Annotated in this window: 12 protein-coding genes and 1 tRNA gene; 4 read left to right on the forward strand and 9 right to left on the reverse strand. The window is 59.4% G+C overall.

The window, feature by feature from the left end; translation table 11 throughout:
- Window positions 1-56 precede the first annotated feature (56 nt).
- Window positions 57-1,418: a class II 3-deoxy-7-phosphoheptulonate synthase gene (locus PM04_RS02435; RefSeq protein WP_038003311.1), complete on the reverse strand. Its 1,362-nt coding sequence runs from the start codon at window positions 1,416-1,418 to the stop codon at window positions 57-59.
- Window positions 1,419-1,601: 183 nt separating this feature from the next.
- Between PM04_RS02435 and PM04_RS02440 the strand changes: the two genes are divergently transcribed.
- Window positions 1,602-2,579 (forward strand): GlxA family transcriptional regulator, encoded by a 978-nt coding sequence (locus tag PM04_RS02440; protein WP_038003313.1) that lies wholly within the window; start codon window positions 1,602-1,604, stop codon window positions 2,577-2,579.
- A 5-nt stretch (window positions 2,580-2,584) separates the two neighbouring features.
- On the opposite strand, the gene PM04_RS02445 is transcribed toward PM04_RS02440, so the two are convergent.
- Window positions 2,585-3,841: an ATP-binding protein gene (locus tag PM04_RS02445; protein WP_038003315.1), complete on the reverse strand. Its 1,257-nt coding sequence runs from the start codon at window positions 3,839-3,841 to the stop codon at window positions 2,585-2,587.
- A 37-nt stretch (window positions 3,842-3,878) separates the two neighbouring features.
- On the opposite strand from PM04_RS02445, the gene PM04_RS02450 reads away from it, so the two are divergent.
- Both PM04_RS02450 and PM04_RS02455 read left to right on the forward strand, forming a co-directional pair.
- The gene (locus tag PM04_RS02450) at window positions 3,879-4,760 is read left to right on the forward strand and encodes an MBL fold metallo-hydrolase (RefSeq protein ID WP_052068399.1); all 882 of its coding nucleotides are present in this window, start codon (window positions 3,879-3,881) and stop codon (window positions 4,758-4,760) included.
- 102 nt (window positions 4,761-4,862) lie between these two features.
- Window positions 4,863-4,937 (forward strand) — tRNA-Asn (locus PM04_RS02455).
- A 24-nt stretch (window positions 4,938-4,961) separates the two neighbouring features.
- Here PM04_RS02455 and PM04_RS02460 read toward each other — a convergent pair.
- From PM04_RS02460 to PM04_RS02475, 4 genes are all read right to left on the reverse strand, one after another.
- The gene (locus PM04_RS02460; protein WP_038003317.1) at window positions 4,962-6,986 is read right to left on the reverse strand and encodes a tetratricopeptide repeat protein; all 2,025 of its coding nucleotides are present in this window, start codon (window positions 6,984-6,986) and stop codon (window positions 4,962-4,964) included.
- A gap of 98 nt (window positions 6,987-7,084) precedes the next feature.
- Window positions 7,085-7,972, reverse strand: coding sequence for a VWA domain-containing protein (locus tag PM04_RS02465; protein ID WP_038003319.1), 888 nt, complete (start codon window positions 7,970-7,972; stop codon window positions 7,085-7,087).
- 694 nt (window positions 7,973-8,666) lie between these two features.
- Complete coding sequence (locus tag PM04_RS02470; protein ID WP_052068400.1) at window positions 8,667-11,048, reverse strand: putative inorganic carbon transporter subunit DabA; 2,382 nt, start codon at window positions 11,046-11,048, stop codon at window positions 8,667-8,669.
- A gap of 3 nt (window positions 11,049-11,051) precedes the next feature.
- Window positions 11,052-12,608, reverse strand: coding sequence for a proton-conducting transporter membrane subunit (locus PM04_RS02475; protein WP_038003321.1), 1,557 nt, complete (start codon window positions 12,606-12,608; stop codon window positions 11,052-11,054).
- A gap of 98 nt (window positions 12,609-12,706) precedes the next feature.
- Here PM04_RS02475 and PM04_RS02480 point away from each other — a divergent pair, with 98 nt between their 5' ends.
- Complete coding sequence (locus PM04_RS02480; protein ID WP_038003861.1) at window positions 12,707-13,576, forward strand: LysR family transcriptional regulator; 870 nt, start codon at window positions 12,707-12,709, stop codon at window positions 13,574-13,576.
- On the opposite strand, the gene PM04_RS02485 is transcribed toward PM04_RS02480, so the two are convergent.
- The 3 genes from PM04_RS02485 to PM04_RS02495 form a co-directional block, all read right to left on the reverse strand.
- Window positions 13,551-14,195: an ATP-binding cassette domain-containing protein gene (locus PM04_RS02485; protein ID WP_052068401.1), complete on the reverse strand. Its 645-nt coding sequence runs from the start codon at window positions 14,193-14,195 to the stop codon at window positions 13,551-13,553. The two genes, PM04_RS02480 and PM04_RS02485, sit on opposite strands and share 26 nt — an antisense overlap.
- 1 nt (window position 14,196) lies before the next feature.
- Window positions 14,197-15,801, reverse strand: a complete 1,605-nt coding sequence (locus PM04_RS02490) for an ABC transporter permease (protein ID WP_081946030.1) — start codon at window positions 15,799-15,801, stop codon at window positions 14,197-14,199.
- A 147-nt stretch (window positions 15,802-15,948) separates the two neighbouring features.
- On the reverse strand, window positions 15,949-17,148 hold the full coding sequence (locus PM04_RS02495; RefSeq protein WP_038003323.1) for an ABC transporter substrate-binding protein: 1,200 nt from the start codon (window positions 17,146-17,148) through the stop codon (window positions 15,949-15,951).
- Between the last annotated feature and the right edge of the window lie 4 nt (window positions 17,149-17,152).

The following is a 17,152-nucleotide window of genomic DNA, read 5'->3' on the forward strand; positions in this document are numbered from 1 at the left end:
GTTTGTCAGGCAATTGATCGCAAACGACCCCAATTGTCTGACCTTTGATCTATGCCTTAAACGGCGGCGCGACGCGCTTCACGCGTGCGTTGCAGCTCTTCGGCTACGAGGAACGCAAGTTCCAGCGACTGGCTGGCATTCAAACGCGGATCACACGCCGTGTGATAGCGCGACGACAGATCTTCATCCGTGACTGCGCGAACGCCGCCCGTGCATTCCGTCACATCCTGACCCGTCATCTCAAAATGAACGCCGCCGGGAACTGTGCCCTCCGCATTGTGGATCGCAAAGAACTCTTGGACTTCGCGCAATACGCTCTCAAACGGGCGTGTTTTGAACCCGGTGGAAGATTTGATCGTGTTGCCGTGCATCGGGTCACAGGTCCAGACGACTTTTGCGCCCTCTTCCCGAACCGTTTTGATCAAACGCGGCAAATGCTCGCCCACGTTGCCCGCACCAAAACGCGCAATCAGCGTCAAACGCCCAGCTTCGTTTTCGGGGTTCAGCTTCGCCATCAAAACCTTGAGGTCCTCGGGCGTTGTGGTCGGGCCGCATTTCAACCCAATTGGGTTCTGAACACCGCGGCAGAATTCAACATGGGCGCCGTCGGGCTGACGGGTACGATCCCCTATCCAGATCATGTGACCGGAGCCCGCAATCCATTTGCCCGAGGTGCTGTCCAAACGGCACAGCGCCTCTTCATACTCTAGCAATAAAGCTTCATGGCTGGTGTAGAAATCGACTGTGCTGAGTTCAGCGTTGTTTTCTGCGGTCAGCCCCGCGGCCGTCATGAAATCAAGCGAGTCTTGGATCGCGTTAGCCATGTCGCGGTAGCGCGCGGACCAATCATCGGTGGTGCCCAGCGTCCATGCGTGGACCTGATGAATGTCTGCATAGCCACCCTTGGAGAACGCGCGCAACAGGTTCAGCGAGGCTGCCGCCTGTGTGTAAGCTTGCAGCATTTTGTCGGGGTTCGGAATGCGGGCTTCGGGTGTGAAGTCCAGCTCATTGATGATGTCACCGCGGTAGCTGGGCAGCTCAACACCATTTTTCACCTCGGTGGGTGCCGAACGTGGCTTGGCAAACTGGCCCGCCATGCGCCCAATTTTAACCACGGGTACTTTTGCGCCGTACGTCAGGACCATCGCCATCTGCAACATGACCTTAAAGGTGTCGCGAATGTTATCAGCGGAAAACTCCGCAAAGCTTTCGGCGCAATCGCCGCCCTGAAGCAGGAAGCCTTTACCTTCGGAAACATCCGCCAATGCACGGCGCAGCCTGCGAGCCTCACCTGCGAAAACCAGTGGAGGATAGCTGCCAAGCTTGCCCTCTGCAGCCGACAAAGCGGCTGGGTCGGTATACTCAGGCATCTGCACCCGAGGTTTGTTCCGCCAGTCTGTTTTGCTCCACGGTGTCATAGCCGCATTCCTCTTGTAAAAGCGCCCCATCGACGAGGCCCCAACTGTATAGCCCGATGATTTTTATTCCGCCAGACGTCCTTTACGCATGAACCGGGCTTGTCAGCGCTAGAAAATCCTGTTTTGCGTAAAATTCACTGCGCGCGGGAGAACGCGGGAGCGATAAGAAAAGGGAGGCCGGTCATGGTCATACAGCCAGCCAAAACAGAACGGCCACGCCACTTTGTGTTTGTGCTTTTGCCTAACTTTTCGATGCTCAGCTTTGCCTGCGCGATCGAGGCCTTTCGGATCGCTAACCGCATGGCGGAGCGTGAACTTTACTCTTGGACGCTTGCGGCTGAGGGCGGCGAAACGGTTCAATGTTCCAGCGGCATTACCTATCAGGTTGACCAAGACCTTGAGGAAACAAACCGCGACGACACCGTGTTGCTGTGCGGTGGTATTGGGGTCCAAGAATCAAGCACCAAACGGCTTCTGAACTGGATCAGGCGGGAAGCTCGTCGAGGTGTAACGCTTGGGGGGCTTTGCACGGCGGCCTATACCTTGGCCAAGGCCGGTCTGTTAGACGGAAAAAAAGCCACCATCCACTGGGAAAACCAAGACAGCTTTCTTGAAGAGTTTCAGGAAGTCGATTTGACCAAATCGGTGTTTGTGATTGATGGCAACCGGATCACAACAGCGGGGGGCACGTCCTCCATTGATCTGATGCTGAAAATCATTGCGCAGGATCATGGCGAGGACCTCGCGAGCCTCACGGCTGATCAGCTGATCTATTCCTCTATCCGGACGGACCAAGACACGCAGCGTCTTTCGATCCCGACGCGTATTGGCGTGCGCCACCCAAAGCTAAGCGCCGTCATCCGCAAGATGGAGCAGAACATCGAAGAGCCGATCTCGCCTTCGGTTCTGGCCCAAGAGGTTGCGATGTCGACCCGGCAGCTTGAGCGTCTGTTCCGCAGATACCTCAACCGTTCGCCCAAGCGGTACTATATGGAAATTCGCCTCTCCAAGGCGCGCAACCTGTTGATGCAGACAGACATGAGTGTGATCAACGTGGCACTTGCCTGTGGTTTTGCCTCACCCTCGCACTTTTCCAAGTGTTACCGGGCGCATTACAACACCACCCCCTATCGGGAGCGCGGCACCCAAACGACGCGCTAAGGGGTCTATTTCGGCAAGACCAATTCTGCGCGCAAGCCACCCATGTCAGGGCTATGTTCAAGCATCAATGTGCCCCCATGCGCGCGGGCCACGTCCGTCACAATCGCAAGACCAAGACCAACAGACCCGCTCCCTGCCCCGCGTGCTGCGTCAAGGCGCGTAAACGGTCGGGTGGCTTTGGCGCGGTCTTCTGGGGCGATACCGGGGCCGTCGTCCTCGACAATGAAACGCAGGGCCGCCGGTGCGTCCTGAACGGTCATCCGAACATGTTTGCCATAACGAAACCCGTTTTTGATCAGGTTCGAAAGGGCGCGCTGCACGGCACCTGCCTGCATTGGAGCCACACACGGCTTATGCGGCAAGATCAATTCCACCGTATCCCCCCCGCGCGCAAAACCGTCGGCCACGGTTTGCGCAAGGGTTACCGCGTTGAGCGGTTCCGCCTGTGTTTCCGCGCTCTCACGTGCGAAATCCAGAAACGTATCGATGATCTGCGCCATTTCATCGACGTCGCTTTGCAGGCCTTCGGCGTCTGTCGGCTCCATCATGCTCAGTTCAAGCCGCATCCGCGTGAGCGGCGTGCGCAGATCATGGGACACGCCCGACAACAGAAGCGTGCGTTGATCAATATGCCGCTCAATCCGCTGGCGCATATCCAAAAACGCGGTGCCTGCTGCACGCACCTCTGTGGCGCCGGCGGGCGAATACGGCAATGATCGGCCCCGTCCAAACGCCTCCGCCACGCTGGCCAGTCGCCGCAAGGGTCGGATTTGGTTGCGCATGAATAAAAACGCCACCAGCGTCATCAAAAGCGAAGTCGCCACCATCAACACCAACAACTGGTGCGGATTGCTCGCGGAGACACGGCTGCGTGCGAAGCGGATCGTTTGACCGTCCACCCCCAAGACGACCCAATTATCATCCGTGGCCAGATCCACGCCAGTAATGGCTGGAAATTCCTGCCGCAGATGCCGCGCAACGACCCGACCCGACAAATCATAGAACAATCGACTGTCGTCCACAGGGCCGCCCCCTTCGGACACCGTGATACCCAAGCGGTCCGCCAATTCCGGCACCTCAAGGACCAGTCCGAGGTCTCGCGACAGGGTCCCGGTCATTTGCAGCGTCACGTCTTCGAAATGCCGTTGCAGAAACATGACAGAAACGACAAGTTGGATCGTGATTATCGGCACGATCAAGATAAGAGCGGCGCGACCGTAAAAGCCACGGGGCAGCGCGCGTTTGAGAAAACCAGAGGCCATAGGCGCACCCTATCGGCCCCCCGGCGCGGAGTGAAGCGTGATCCAGACCCTAGCCCCCGACTTGCGCTGCATCCGCGCGCCTAATCCCAGCCCGATGACAAAAAAAGGCACGAATACATACCTGTTGGGTCGCACCGATATCGCGCTGATCGACCCTGGCCCAAAGGATACCAAACATCTTGAGGCGATTCTGACCGCGTTATCGCCCGGCCAGCGGATCAGCCACATTCTTGTCACCCATAGCCACCATGACCACTCCGGCCTTGTGCCTGAATTGGCGCGAGCAACGGACGCGCCGGTCTATGGGTTTGGCCCGTCCCATGCCGGGCGCAGCGCGTTAATGGATCGCCTTGCGCAGGACAATACTTTGGCGGGCGGCGAAGGGATTGACCCCGACTTTGCGCCCGACGTCATCCTACCCGATCTTACCCAGATCGCTGGCACCGATTGGAGCCTGACCGCACATTGGACGCCCGGCCACATGGCAAATCATCTGTCATTTGAATGGCACGAGGGCCGCGCGCTCTTCACTGGGGATATCGTGATGGGATGGGCCAGTTCGCTCATCTCGCCGCCCGATGGGGACGTTGGCCAGTTTTTTACCAGCCTTGACCGCCTCGAAAGTGTTAACGCCGACATACTTTTCGCGGGCCACGGCGCACCGATTCACGAACCACGCGAACGGATTGAATGGCTGCGTGACCACCGCACTGAACGACTACGCGCCGCTCAAGCTGCACTGACACGTGATCCTCAAAGCTTGGATGCGCTGATCCCCCAGCTTTACGCCGATGTCCCACAAAAGATGTGGCCAGCCGCAGCCCGCAACCTGTTGGCCACCCTTATAGAACTGGAAAATAGAGGCGTCTGCCAAATCGATCCCGCCCCGGGCTTGAACGCTCACTTTAGGCTACCGTAACGTCAGTCAGGCTAGCATCTAGAGGCAAAAACAAATCCTTTTGAAAAAGTCGCAAAAAGCCTCTGGACGCCCCCCGCACCCATTGTTATAGCCCCCACATGGTCCGGCGTAGCTCAGCGGTAGAGCAGTTGACTGTTAATCAATTGGTCGTAGGTTCGATCCCTACCGCCGGAGCCATAAAACAATCGCACAGAAATAAAACTACGGCGTTACGCGCGATGTTAGCGCGTCTGCACGCTGTTGTAGCGGCGTGTCTTTGACACGCATGACGATTGGCGCGAGTTGCGCTCGAGCACGGTCCATTTGACCCGCTACAATCAGAGCTTCCACCAAGTTCAGCTCAATCTCTGGTGCGCCACCGTCGGCGGCCGTTGCCGCGGCTTCCAACCGTTTCAATGCCAAATCCACATCCCCCTCGCGCAGGGCGATCCATCCCAATGTATCAAGAATGGCTGCGTTGCCCGGTTGAAACGCCAGTGCCTTTTGCGCCAGTTCTTTCGCCTCGGACAGGTCGTCGGCGCGGACTGCCAAGAACCAAGCCAATTGGTTCAGCGCGATGTAGCTGTCTGGCTGAACGGTTAAAAACGCACGGTACGCGGCCTCAGCGGCTGCGTCCTCACCCAGCGTTTCACCCAAAAGGCCTAGCCTGACCAAAACATCGGGGTCCTTACGGATTTTGGCGGCAGCACCATAGGCCTCAAACGCGCCGCGCGCCTCACGTTGCGCAAAGAAATGATTGCCGCGCATGACCTGAACCACCACAAAATGGGGCGCAATGCGGGCGGCGCTATCGAGCAAGTCAATCGAAGGCGCGCCCACCCGTGCAGCCGCCTCTGCGGCGAAGAACGTCGCCAAAACGTCATCAGGATTGGCCTCAGCGATCTGGCGCAATTGCGGGGCCGCCCCGCCCGTGAGGGACAGACGCAAAAACAACGGCCCCGCCATGGCACGCGCAGTTTCCGGTGCAATGGTGGCCAAGTCAGCTTCGCTCAGACCATCAATCGCAAAGCCCGGCACGGCGTAGGACGCCATATTTAGCGCAGCCAAAGCTTGCTCAGGGGCGCCGTTCGCAAGGTGTCCGTAGGCAGCGAACAAGGCTTGCTCCGCGCCCTCCTCCACGAGCCCTTCGGGAGCATCACCGCCCAACGCCAGCGTTGCAGCCACGGCGCCCAAGCGCCCGGCGGGTGTTTCTGCAATCTTCTCGAATGCGGACAACGCCGCTTCGGCATCCGACTGCATCAGCGCGAGACGCCCGAGTGCTAGATACCGCGAGGTCCCCTCCTCCATCTTAAGGATACCCGCCTGAGCCGCATCAGCATTGCCCGCTCGAAGAGCCGCTTCAACCCGAAGCATTGCCGCGTCCGGAATCACGCCCGCGTAGCGATCCAGCACAGCCCGCGCATTTTCAAAATCCCGCGCCTCAATCAACGCCACAGCAAGACCACGCGCGGCATCTGCGTTATCGGGCTGCACCGCTAAACACTTTGAAAAGCTTTGCGCTGCATCCGCAGGTTGTACCCGCAACATATCTAACCGCCCCAGGCCAAGCAGCACATCGCAAGCGACAGGATTGATCTGAACCGCTCGAGTCAGCGCGCTTTGGGCGCGATCCAGAAAGCCCGCCTCCGCTAATGTCGCGCCAAAATTGGCCCAATAGGTCGCGCCGTCGGGCGCCAGCTCTGCGGCTCGCTCCATATGTGTCAAAGCTGCTGCGGGACCATCGCGGCGGTACACAACTGTCGCCAACACGTTGTGCGCGTAGGGATGCGATCCATCAAGCGCGACGGCACGGCGGGCCGCCATCAATGCGCGCTCCAACGTACCCTCCTCACGGGCGATCAAGGCCCGTGCGATCGACAACTCCACCTCGGGCAGGCGCGCATCGCCCACCGCATCAGGCTCCAACAACGCGCGCGCGGCTTCGACGTCGGATTGCACCGCCCTCAGGATCGCGAGCAAGACCCGCGCCATGCCGTCCGCGGGATTGAGTTGCAGCAATTCTGTCGCGCGGGCTTCAATGCCGCCCAAATCCGCCCGACTGCGCAAGCGCTCGGCCAAAATATCGCTGTTCAACCGTGTTTGAAACGCCGGTCCCTGCGTTGCACCATCAAAGGGCTGAGCGTTCTTCCACATCAGTGGATCAACAATCCCGGCCGTCGCAGGCTGCCACGCAGAAGACAGCAGAAACGTTGATATTACGAAACGAAGGGCGGCACGACGCGGCATGAAAATTCCTAACTTTATAAAATAATCAAAGCGTAACATCAAAAAACCGCCCGCGTGAAAGCCACACGGACGGTTCAATTGCTCAGTATCCACGTGGCTTAGCCGCGACGACGACGCGCAACGCCAAAGCCCGCCAGAGCCAGCCCCAAGAGCAGGCCAGAGGCAGGAAGTGGGATTGGCGCAGTTGGGTTACCCCCGCCGCCGCCATTGGTTGTCCCAAACAGGGTCAACGAGGAGGTCGCCGTTGTTTGATCAGAGAATGTTGCCACAGCCGTCCAGGTGTTGGCACCAAGCTTCAAGTTATACGCAGGCACCTTGAAGTTACCCAGCGCGTCAACCGTCCCCGCAAAGGTGTTGCCATCGGGATCAGTGATCTCAACCCCATCAACACCAACCAGAACGCCGCCAGAATTTCCGCCAAAAATATCGACGATGTCCTGAGGATTGTTGGAGAAGTTAACGAACGTCCCACCGCCAGCAGTTGCGACTGCGGCCAGTGTCGAGTTGGCAGCCCCAGGGAAGCCTACTGTATTCACCGTGTAGCCATCTGCCAGCGCAGCCGCTGCAGCCGCGACTGCCACCGACTGTGTGCTGCCTCCGTCCGAAATCAGCAAGATTTGTTTGCTGGTTCCAGCACGACCGTTTGCATCCAACTCGCCATCCGCAGTAACGATCCCGTCGCGAATATCGGTGCCGCCGCTAGCCACGATGGCATTGATCGCGCTGGTCACGCCCGCGTCTGGAATTGGTGTCAGCGTTTGCCGCACAAAGCCGGAACTTTGGAACTCAACCACGCCAACATTGGATCCAGCAGGTAAACTGTTCACCAACGCGTTCGCTGCTTGCTGCTGAAGAATGTCACGCCGAACGCGGCTACCATCAGGTAAGACGACACTAGACCCCATTGAGCCGGAGCCATCCAGCGCGAGCACGAGATCAAGACCGCCACCAACAACGCCAGATGCGTTGGCTTGCCCGTCGGGCATTGTCATCGTTCCGACAGGAAACGACGCCCCATTGGCCGGATTAAGCCACCCGACAGAACCCGCCGCATGAGCGGCGGCCCCAAATGTTGTTAGCGCTAGGGCGAGCACCCCTCCACGCACTAAAGATATTCTAAAATTCATAAGACCACCTTCCAATTACTAATCACGCGAAATCACAACAGACCGATTCGCTGTAAATGTAGGTTAACAAATCACTAAGCCGTTTCCAAAATTAGAATCAATTTTCACGGAACTTCCATGGACGCTGACAGATCAGCATACTTTGCAAGACTCTGATTTCAGAGACAGCAAGACGGCATAATTTATTTTTAATAATTATTAACAATGGTATATCATGAATAATTAACGTAGATACCTCCGCTTTCTCGGGAGTATCACATTAACCAAAGCTGTATAGATGAGGCGGTTTGACTGCAAATTCTGGCGCCGATTTCACCTTCAATTTAACTCACTGCCGCCAAATTTTACGCTCCGCGCATTTTCGGAGCACGAGTGGTCTCACCAACCAACCGAAGCATATCTTAAGATAAAGTCGCAGATCAAAACGTAACATTTCAGATCGAAAACCGCTCTAAGAAACCACAATCACATCCCACACATCGTTCTGAAACACCCACCAAGACAACCAAAGGGGGCAGTCAAAAACCGCCCCCAATCCGAAAGCCTCTCAGGCTTATTCGGCCGCCATCAAAGCCGCCTGTCCGCCTATCTGGCTCCAATTCCCATGGCCATCGTAGCGGGCCGTGATCTGCCCCTCGTCATCCATCGCCAAGAGGTGCAGCCACTGGTTATCGAACAGGTCTGCGACGCTCCGATGCTTTTCCAGCACCGCGTTCATATCCTCAATCTGGGCCGCAATCACGACCGATAACCGCAGCGGTTCATGCCTAAGTTTATCGCCATCATGCACCGATTGCAGGGGCAGCCCGGCGCGTAGGTTTCCGCCGTTCCCTTCAACCACGCCAACACCGCCAGTGATATTGTGTACCAACTTGTTGCCACCACCAAACGCCTCAGGTGCGACCGCCGATCCGTAGTACTGGAGCGATATCCAGCTCGCGACGACAACGGGCGCGGTCAGGATCAGTTCTAGCACCCCTTTTTCAGCATCCGCATGGTGGTTGTAGGTGTGCAGAAACGCCTGCCCGCCAAGGTCTAAACCGCGCGTCAATTCCCGTGGGGCTGCGATAAACTTGGAACATCCAGCAAGCCCCCATTCGGGCCGGACCTGCGCCCAATCCAAACCGCGCGCAATCAAATCCGCCTGCGTTTTGGCACCCGGCAGGCTACCTGCCCGCTCTGCGCGTGCCTCTGCACCCGCAGCCTTGAGCCAGAGCTTAAGCCGCTTGATGTCGTCGCTGTGCATACGCGCATCGACATCCGCGTCGAACATATCAACCCGGTCAGAGGTTGTGTGATGTAGCGCGCCCACGAACAGCGTATCGGCCGGCACATCGATCTGCGCGCGCACCTCTGGATCGTTTAGCAGTTGGGCGAGGATCCGGACGTTGACCTCCCCCGTGTTGCCACCGCAGGCACCGCAATGCATCGCGCTCTCAAAGGGGGTGTTCACGACTTCGGCCCCATGGCCCGTGATCATAACCACCCGCGCAAAGGGCGCGCGCAACGACATCGCGCCCAGGACCGTCTTGGCCGCTGTCACCTTGTCCTCAAGGGAAAAATCCGAGGTCAGAACCGGGACCGGACCGCCTGCGACCTTGGCGGGCGCACCAAAGGTGTCTTTGATCAGTTTGGGCAGGTACAAGGGACCTGCGGCCTCAACAAACGCAAACGACCCTACCGCCGCCTGCCGGAACCGGCCCCACGCCCGTTTGGCCCGCGCCGCAAGTCTCAGGTCCGTGTCTTGCTCGGCGGAATGGCCGCTTTTGGCCCTAAGCGCGGGGGACAACAGAACCGGCGCAAGCGCTTGGGTCACATCCGATGCGACCGGCTGGTGGGTGATTGTCAGCCCAAAGAAGCCCGCGAAGCCAACAGTTTCAACCTCCTCGCTTTGATTTTCGAGGGCACGCCGGAACACTTCGGACCGCACATCGATGCAGAACGCGGCCTGAACCGCCGCCCGCTCAGGCCCCGCAACAGGAGTGCGGCTTGCCATTTGCGCGACCAGCTTGCGTTGCGCCGCCAGTTCCGCCGCGAGTTGCAGGGCACAGTCGATCCGATGATCTGCCGTTGGTGCCAGCGGCTTGGCATATTCGACCAAAGCATCCAGCCAGACTGCACCGATTTCTGCCCGGTACATCTCAAACAACGCGGCCTCCCACACGATCCGAATGCACAACAGGTCGGTCACAGCCTCATCTCGCGCGCCCGATTGCTCAGCCGCCCAAGCGTCCCGACGCGCAAGTTGCGCCCAACCGCCGAGGGTCGAAAGGAGCCGGTGGAAGTACAGTTCCGCCTCTTGTGGCATAACGCCCAGCGTTTCAGCCGAATACGCCAGTGCCAGCGCACCTGACGGAGGCAGGTTAGAGACGTACTCAGAGAACCCCTTGAGACCTTGGATTTCCGGGGTGATGTCCCGTTTGGCAAACCCGTGCCACGCCGGAAACGCGGCCATGGCAGGGGCGGGCCAAAGGGCTTGGCCGGCGTCAAAGTGGCTCGCGGCCCAATGGCCGATCCGCTCTTCGATCAGGCGCGGCCAATCGATGCCAGACACATCCGCCGCTAGGCCCGCGATGGTTGGCAAAGCGACAGGCGCCGGGGAGGTATGCGACGACGCTGCCTCATACAAGTCTGCGGCCGTCGCGGGCAGCCCGTCGGGGTTGGCTGCGATGGCGGCATCCAAATCCGCAAGCGTGATGTCGCCGTTGTCGATCTTGGCGACTAAATCTGCGCGCAGTTGCGTGACCCGGACACCTGCGACCTTTTCCAACCGTGCCGCTGTCAGCATCAATGGCTCAGAGGTTTGCCCCAGAAAAGGGTTCACCGCGACGGTTTCCGCCAAGGCCCACATGGGCGGGATGGCGCGCGACGCGATGTCCGCTTTTGCGAACAATTCAAGCGTTGGGCCGTCAAATTGTGTGTTTTGAACCAGCATGTCTTAGGCACCTTTCGCATCAGATTTGGACCAGCTGCCGATCATCCGATCAAGAACAGCGTTGAGGTAGAAGCCGTTAGAAATATGGACCCGCAGGCCCTGTGCCGCCGGGTGATGAACCCACAGCGGGAAACACGCCTGCGCCATCGCTAGCAGCCCAAATGAAATCACCGTGATCCCGATCAGAAACCACCCCAATGCACCGGGGATCGGCGCAGGGGGAAGCGTGCCCGCGGTGATCCACACAGCCAATGTTTGGAGCGTAAAGTAGCCAATCGTGGTCGCCAGCGACGCGATGGCCATCCGCCGGGTCAGGGCTTTAGGCGCGGTATCGGCCAAGCCTTGGGCCAGCATATAGGCCACGCCAAACACGAGGACCGCGCCCATCGCGAGGGCCTGGGGCGACTTGCCGCCCAACCCAAAGAGCGTTGCAATGGCCGCGAAAATTACCACCGCAATCCCAAAGGCACGCAGCACCGCACGACCGTTGGGCACAGCCACCGGACCGGGCCGCGGGATGGCGGCAACCGCACCGACCGCCCCGCCCGAGGACAAAAAGGCATGCGCCTTGTAGAGCGAGTGCGCGACGATGTGCAAAAGCGCGAGGGCAAAAAGGCCCAGACCACATTGCAGGATCATAAAGCCCATTTGTGCGATCGTGGACCAAGCCAGTGCGGTTTTGATCGCGGGCTGGGTTAGCATCACGATGGACCCAATCAGGGCTGACGCACCGCCCAAGAACACCAGCGCCGACAGCAAAACCGGGTTCAGCAAGATCAGGTCGGCAAAGCGGATCAATAAGAAACCGCCCGCGTTCACGACACCTGCGTGCAGCAAAGCGGACACCGGCGTGGGCGCCTCCATCACTTCGGTCAGCCAGCCGTGAAACGGAACCTGCGCCGAGGCCAACATCGCCGAAATAGCCAAAAGGATCGCGGCAAAGGTCCACATCCATGTAGTCTCAGCCTCCGCCAACAGCGTGGCGATATCACCCGTGCCAGCAGCCGCGTAAAGCATGACCCCCGCCAGAACCAACGCCCCGTTGGAACCTTTGTTAACCATTGCCTTCTTGCGGCCAGCCAGTTGCGCGCCGGTCCGTGTGGCATAGGTCAGTAGCAGCCTCTGCACCGCGACCCCTGCCCCGATCCAGCCCACGATCAACTGTACGATATTGCCCGCCGTCACCAGCAGAAGAACAGACCCGAGAGCCACACCGAGCCAGCCCATGAAGGCGGCCTGTGTTTTCTCTCCGTCCATGTAGGTGCGGGCGTAGCGCGACACGACCCAGCCAATAAAGCTGACCAACAGGGCCATCGTCAGCGATACCGCATCCAGCCGGATCGAAAAGCCCAACTCCGCCAAGCCCAACAACGCCGACGTCTGCGGGCCCTGCCCGATCACGATAGCGGCCCCCACAATACACACGGTCAAAGCCGCCAATGCCGCACTCTCAACCACGCGCAGGCTTTGGCCCCCGCGTGCCGGTGGGCGCGCAAACATCAACCCGCCCGCTGCAAGTAAGATCAACGGCGCGAGGCCGAATAGGATGACACTGGACATGGACGCTCTCCTCAATGGTGCTTGGGAGAGGATGTAGAGGCAGCCATATCATTTATTAAATACATTGTTTATTGGATATCATTCTGTTTAATAGAATGATGGCTGAACTCAACTACCACCACTTGCGATATTTTTGGGCCGTGGCACACGATGGCAACCTGACCCGGACGGCGGAGCGGTTGAACCTGTCGCAATCCGCGCTTTCGACGCAGATCAAATCTCTTGAGGCCCGTTTGGACCACAAGCTGTTTGAACGGCGCGGACGACAGTTGATATTGACCGAAGCCGGGCGCATTTCACTCGAACATGCCGATACGATTTTTGGTGCCGGCGAAGAGCTTTTGAGCACGCTCAAAGGCGCAGGCGCATCACAGCAGGTGCTGCGCGTGGGGGCTTTATCCACGCTCTCGCGGAACTTTCAGCTACAGTTTTTGCGGCCCCTTCTGGGACGACCCAATGTTGAGATTATCCTACGATCAGGGGGTGCGGCTGAGCTGTACCCTGCCCTAGAGGCGTTGAACCTAGACGTTGTTCTCACCACCACTCCGCCATCGCGCGACGCGGCGACCAAGTATTTGGCACATAAACTAGACAGCCAGAATGTGGTCCTTGTGGGCAGCCATGCCCGTGTAGGCGCGGGCTGTGATATCCGTGATTTGCTGGCAGAGCATCCCGTGATCTTGCCCACCTTCGAAAGCTCGATCCGCCCCGGTTTCGACGCCCTGATGGAGCAATGGAACATTCGCCCCCTGATCGCAGCAGAGGCCGATGATATGGCCATGATCCGACTGTTGGTATGCCAAGACGTTGGCTTGGCAGTCATCCCGCCCATCGTGGTCGAGCAGGAAATCCGCGACGGGCGGCTGCAAGTCGCGGGTGATCTTACGCTGCGCGAAGATTTCTATGCGGTCACGTTGGAACGTCGGTTTCCCAACCCGCTGATCACCGAGCTGCTTGGCCGCTCCTGAGATGTAGAACTTCACCCCCGGCGGCCTCGGCATCCTGCGCGTCGTGGGTGACCATAATGACGGGCAATTGCTTGGCCCGCGCGCGGGAAAACACGAGGTCCCGCATCTGATCGCGCAGTGCGGCATCAAGGCGCGAAAACGGCTCATCCAGCAACAGCGCCTCAGGCTCCGATAGGAGCATCCGCATCAATGCCACGCGCGCACGTTGACCGCCCGAAAGGGTCGCGGGGTCCCGGTCTGCGTAGCCGGCAAGGTCGATCTCAACCAACGCTTGATCCACAACATCGCGGCGCTTGGACACCCCAGCCGCCAGGCCAAAGGCCAGATTGGCCCCAACCGACAAATGCGGAAACAACAAGTGGTCTTGGAACAGAATGCCCAAGCGCCGGGCCTCTGGCGCGAGGTTGGTGATATCGCGCCCCGCGAGTTCGGCCCTGCCGGTCGCTTGGAACCCGGCGGGCAGCGTCCCTGTCAGCCACGCAAGCAACGTTGATTTCCCAACGCCAGAGGGCCCCATAATCGATAGGACTGCACCAGGGGCGACGTCCGCGGACATGGCCAACATAGGCGCATCCGCGCCCGGTGCTGTGATCATCACATCTGTTAGTTTGAGCCCCATTTCAGCCCCCCCGCATGCCCCTGCGCCGCGCATAGATCATCGCGGGCAAGGCCAAGGCAAGCGCAAAGGGCAGCAAGGCCGCCCCCGTTTGGGCCAACCCCCAAACGCCGATAGCGCGCCGATCCCCACCGGCGGCCAAAGCAACGGCTTCGGTCGCGAGGGTCGAGACACGGCCACCGCCGACCAAAAGTGTGGGCAGGTATTGCCCCACGCTGACCGCAATCCCAACGGCTGCGGCGGTCAAAAGCGGCGCCAACAACATCGGCATACGGACCCGCCACAAAACCCCGTTGGCCGAGGCCCCAAGGCTGGCCGCAACTGTCGCCTGCCGTGTATCCCATGCGCGGAACGGATCTGCGAACGCGAGGAACACGTAAGGCAACACAAAAACCAAATGCGCCGCGATCACGGGCCACAGCCCTTTGTCCCAGCCCAGCCAAAGCAACAGCCCCTGTAGCCCCGGCAAGAAGGCCACCTGCGGCACGATCAGGGGCAGATATAGCACCCAAAGGGCGGCCGGGTTCATCGGGCGACCCTCTCGGTGCTCTGCCTCAAGGCAGCCGATGACCAGCACAAGCGCGACCAAAACCGCGACTGCCGCGATGAATAATGTCACGCCAGCCACCTCAAGCGCCTCTGGCCCGTGGCGCATCCAGCTGGAAGATTTGATTGTCTGAGGCAAAGCGTCCGGAAAGCGCCAACGCCCCGCGAGGGACCACACAGCAAGGCCCGCAAGCCCCGCCAAAACCGCTGCACTACATGCCAAGGCCGCAAACTGCCCCAACACGCGCAACGGCCAATCGCGACGTAGGCGCCCCCCACTGGTGGCCCACGCCTGCCCCCATTGGGCTACTGCCCACTCAGCCACGCGCCAAGCCCCCAAGGCAGCCCCAACAAGGCCCAATTGCAACAACGCCCCGGCCGCCGCCTGCATCCTTAGCATCAAATCAGGGTCGCTCATCCAACGTACAATTTGCACCGAAAGCGTGGGCGGTGTGTTTGGCCCAAGGATCACCGCGACATCAACCACACTCATCCCATAAGCGAGCACAACGTAAACTGGCAGGCGAATTTGCGCATAAACCGCCGGAAACACCGCGATCAGCCACCCCTTGATACGGCCATACCCCAAGGCACGCGTCACCCGGGCGTATTCCACATGATGCACTTGGCTCAACGCGGCCAAGGTCATTAGCAGCAAAAACGGCATCTCTTTAGCGATCATTCCCGCCATCAGCGTCGCGCCCCAAGGGTCTTGCACGATCAACAAGTCCGGCGGGCGTGTCCAGCCTGTGGCCCATGGGGACATCAACCGCGAAAGCCAGCCCGAGGGAGCCACCAGAAAAGCCAAGCCAAAGGCCGCAGCCGCATGGGGCACCGACAGCAGCGGCGACAGCAATCGCTCAAGCCATTGAAAGCTGCGCGTGCCGTGCCAACCCGCAACAATCAATGTCACAAGCAAAAGCGCCACAAGCGTGCTGATCACACCGACAGACACGGACAACCAAACCGCACGCGCAAGTCCCGGCCAGTCAAACAATGCCTCCCACGCGATGAGCGACACGCCCACGTGGCCTGCGGCAGGCAAATGCCCAAACGCAGGCATTATCGTCCCCCAAAGACCCGCCGCCACCGGCACCAATAAAGCCAGAACCGTGATAAACGGCACCGCCCGTAGGCGACGACCGCTTGCGAAAAGGGGCCGCCCATTGGGCCGCCCCTTCGCGGTATTTGAGGTGTTGGCCGCCACGTTTTAGTTGGCGACGCCGTAGCGATCGATCCATTCGGCCTCAATCTTGGTCATCCACGATGGATGCGGCTCGGCCAGCACCTGCCCCAATTCAGCGGGCGACAGGGTCGCGATACCCAGATCCAGCGCCTCAAACGCATCAGCCTGCGCGGGCGTCAGTTTGTCCATGTCCAGCACCGTGCCGTAGCCAAGAATGTTTGGATCTTGGGCGCGCAACTGCGCCTCGGCCGACAAAAGCGTGTTCGCAACGACCATTGCCCCTGCCTTGGACCCAGAGTTGTACGGGATCGCCACAAACGACGCGTTGCCCAATGTGCCGCCGTCCAGCACGTAGGTGCGCACGGTTTCGGGCAACTGATCATTGGCGATAGCGGCCGAGGCCTCACCCGGTGAGAAGGAAATCGCGAGGTCTGTTTCGCCATCATTGATCAGCTGTAGCTGACGTGGACCCGTCTGCGGGTAGGCCCGCCCCTGACGCCATAGATGCGGGGTCAACTCCTCGAGGAATGCCCACATCGGCGCGGTCACAGCGTCAAAATCATCGCCCGCAGGGGATTGTAGGACGGTTGCGTCGTCGACCAGCTCAATCAACATTTGCTTAAGGAACGTTGTTCCGAGGAAATCGGGCGGTTGCGGAAAAGTGAACCGACCGGGATTGGCTGCGGCCCACGCCAACAAAGCTTCAGCGGATTTTGGCGGCTCTGGCAGGGTCTCTGTGTCGTGGATAAACACCACCTGCGCCATGGCCCATGGGCTCTCATAGCCTTCGGTCGGAACGGTGAAATCGGTTTGGACTGTCTTGCCGTCCACATCCACCAACGACCAGTTCGGCAAATCTTCGGCGAAGGGACCGAACAGCAGTCCCGCCTGTTTCATCGAGGCGAAATTGGCCCCGTTGATCCAGATCATATCGACCGCACCATCGGTGTCTTGGTTCGCAGCTTGCTCGGCCAACACCCGGCTGACGGCGTCGGCGGTGTCCGTAAGCTTGACGTGTTCCAGTGTCACACCGTAGTCGACCTTTACCTTGTCACCGATCCACGCGATGAAATCATTCGTCGTCGTAGAGCCACCCCAAGCATTCCAATAAACGGTCTGACCACGAGCTTCGGCCGTAACCGCATCCCAATTTGCGGGGTCCGGATCAGCGAACGCGGGGCTGGTCAGCGCGAGCGCGGCTGTGACGCCAAGAAGATGTTTCATGTAG

This window comes from Thalassobacter sp. 16PALIMAR09 (assembly GCF_000765485.1).
GTDB lineage: Bacteria > Pseudomonadota > Alphaproteobacteria > Rhodobacterales > Rhodobacteraceae > Thalassobacter > Thalassobacter stenotrophicus.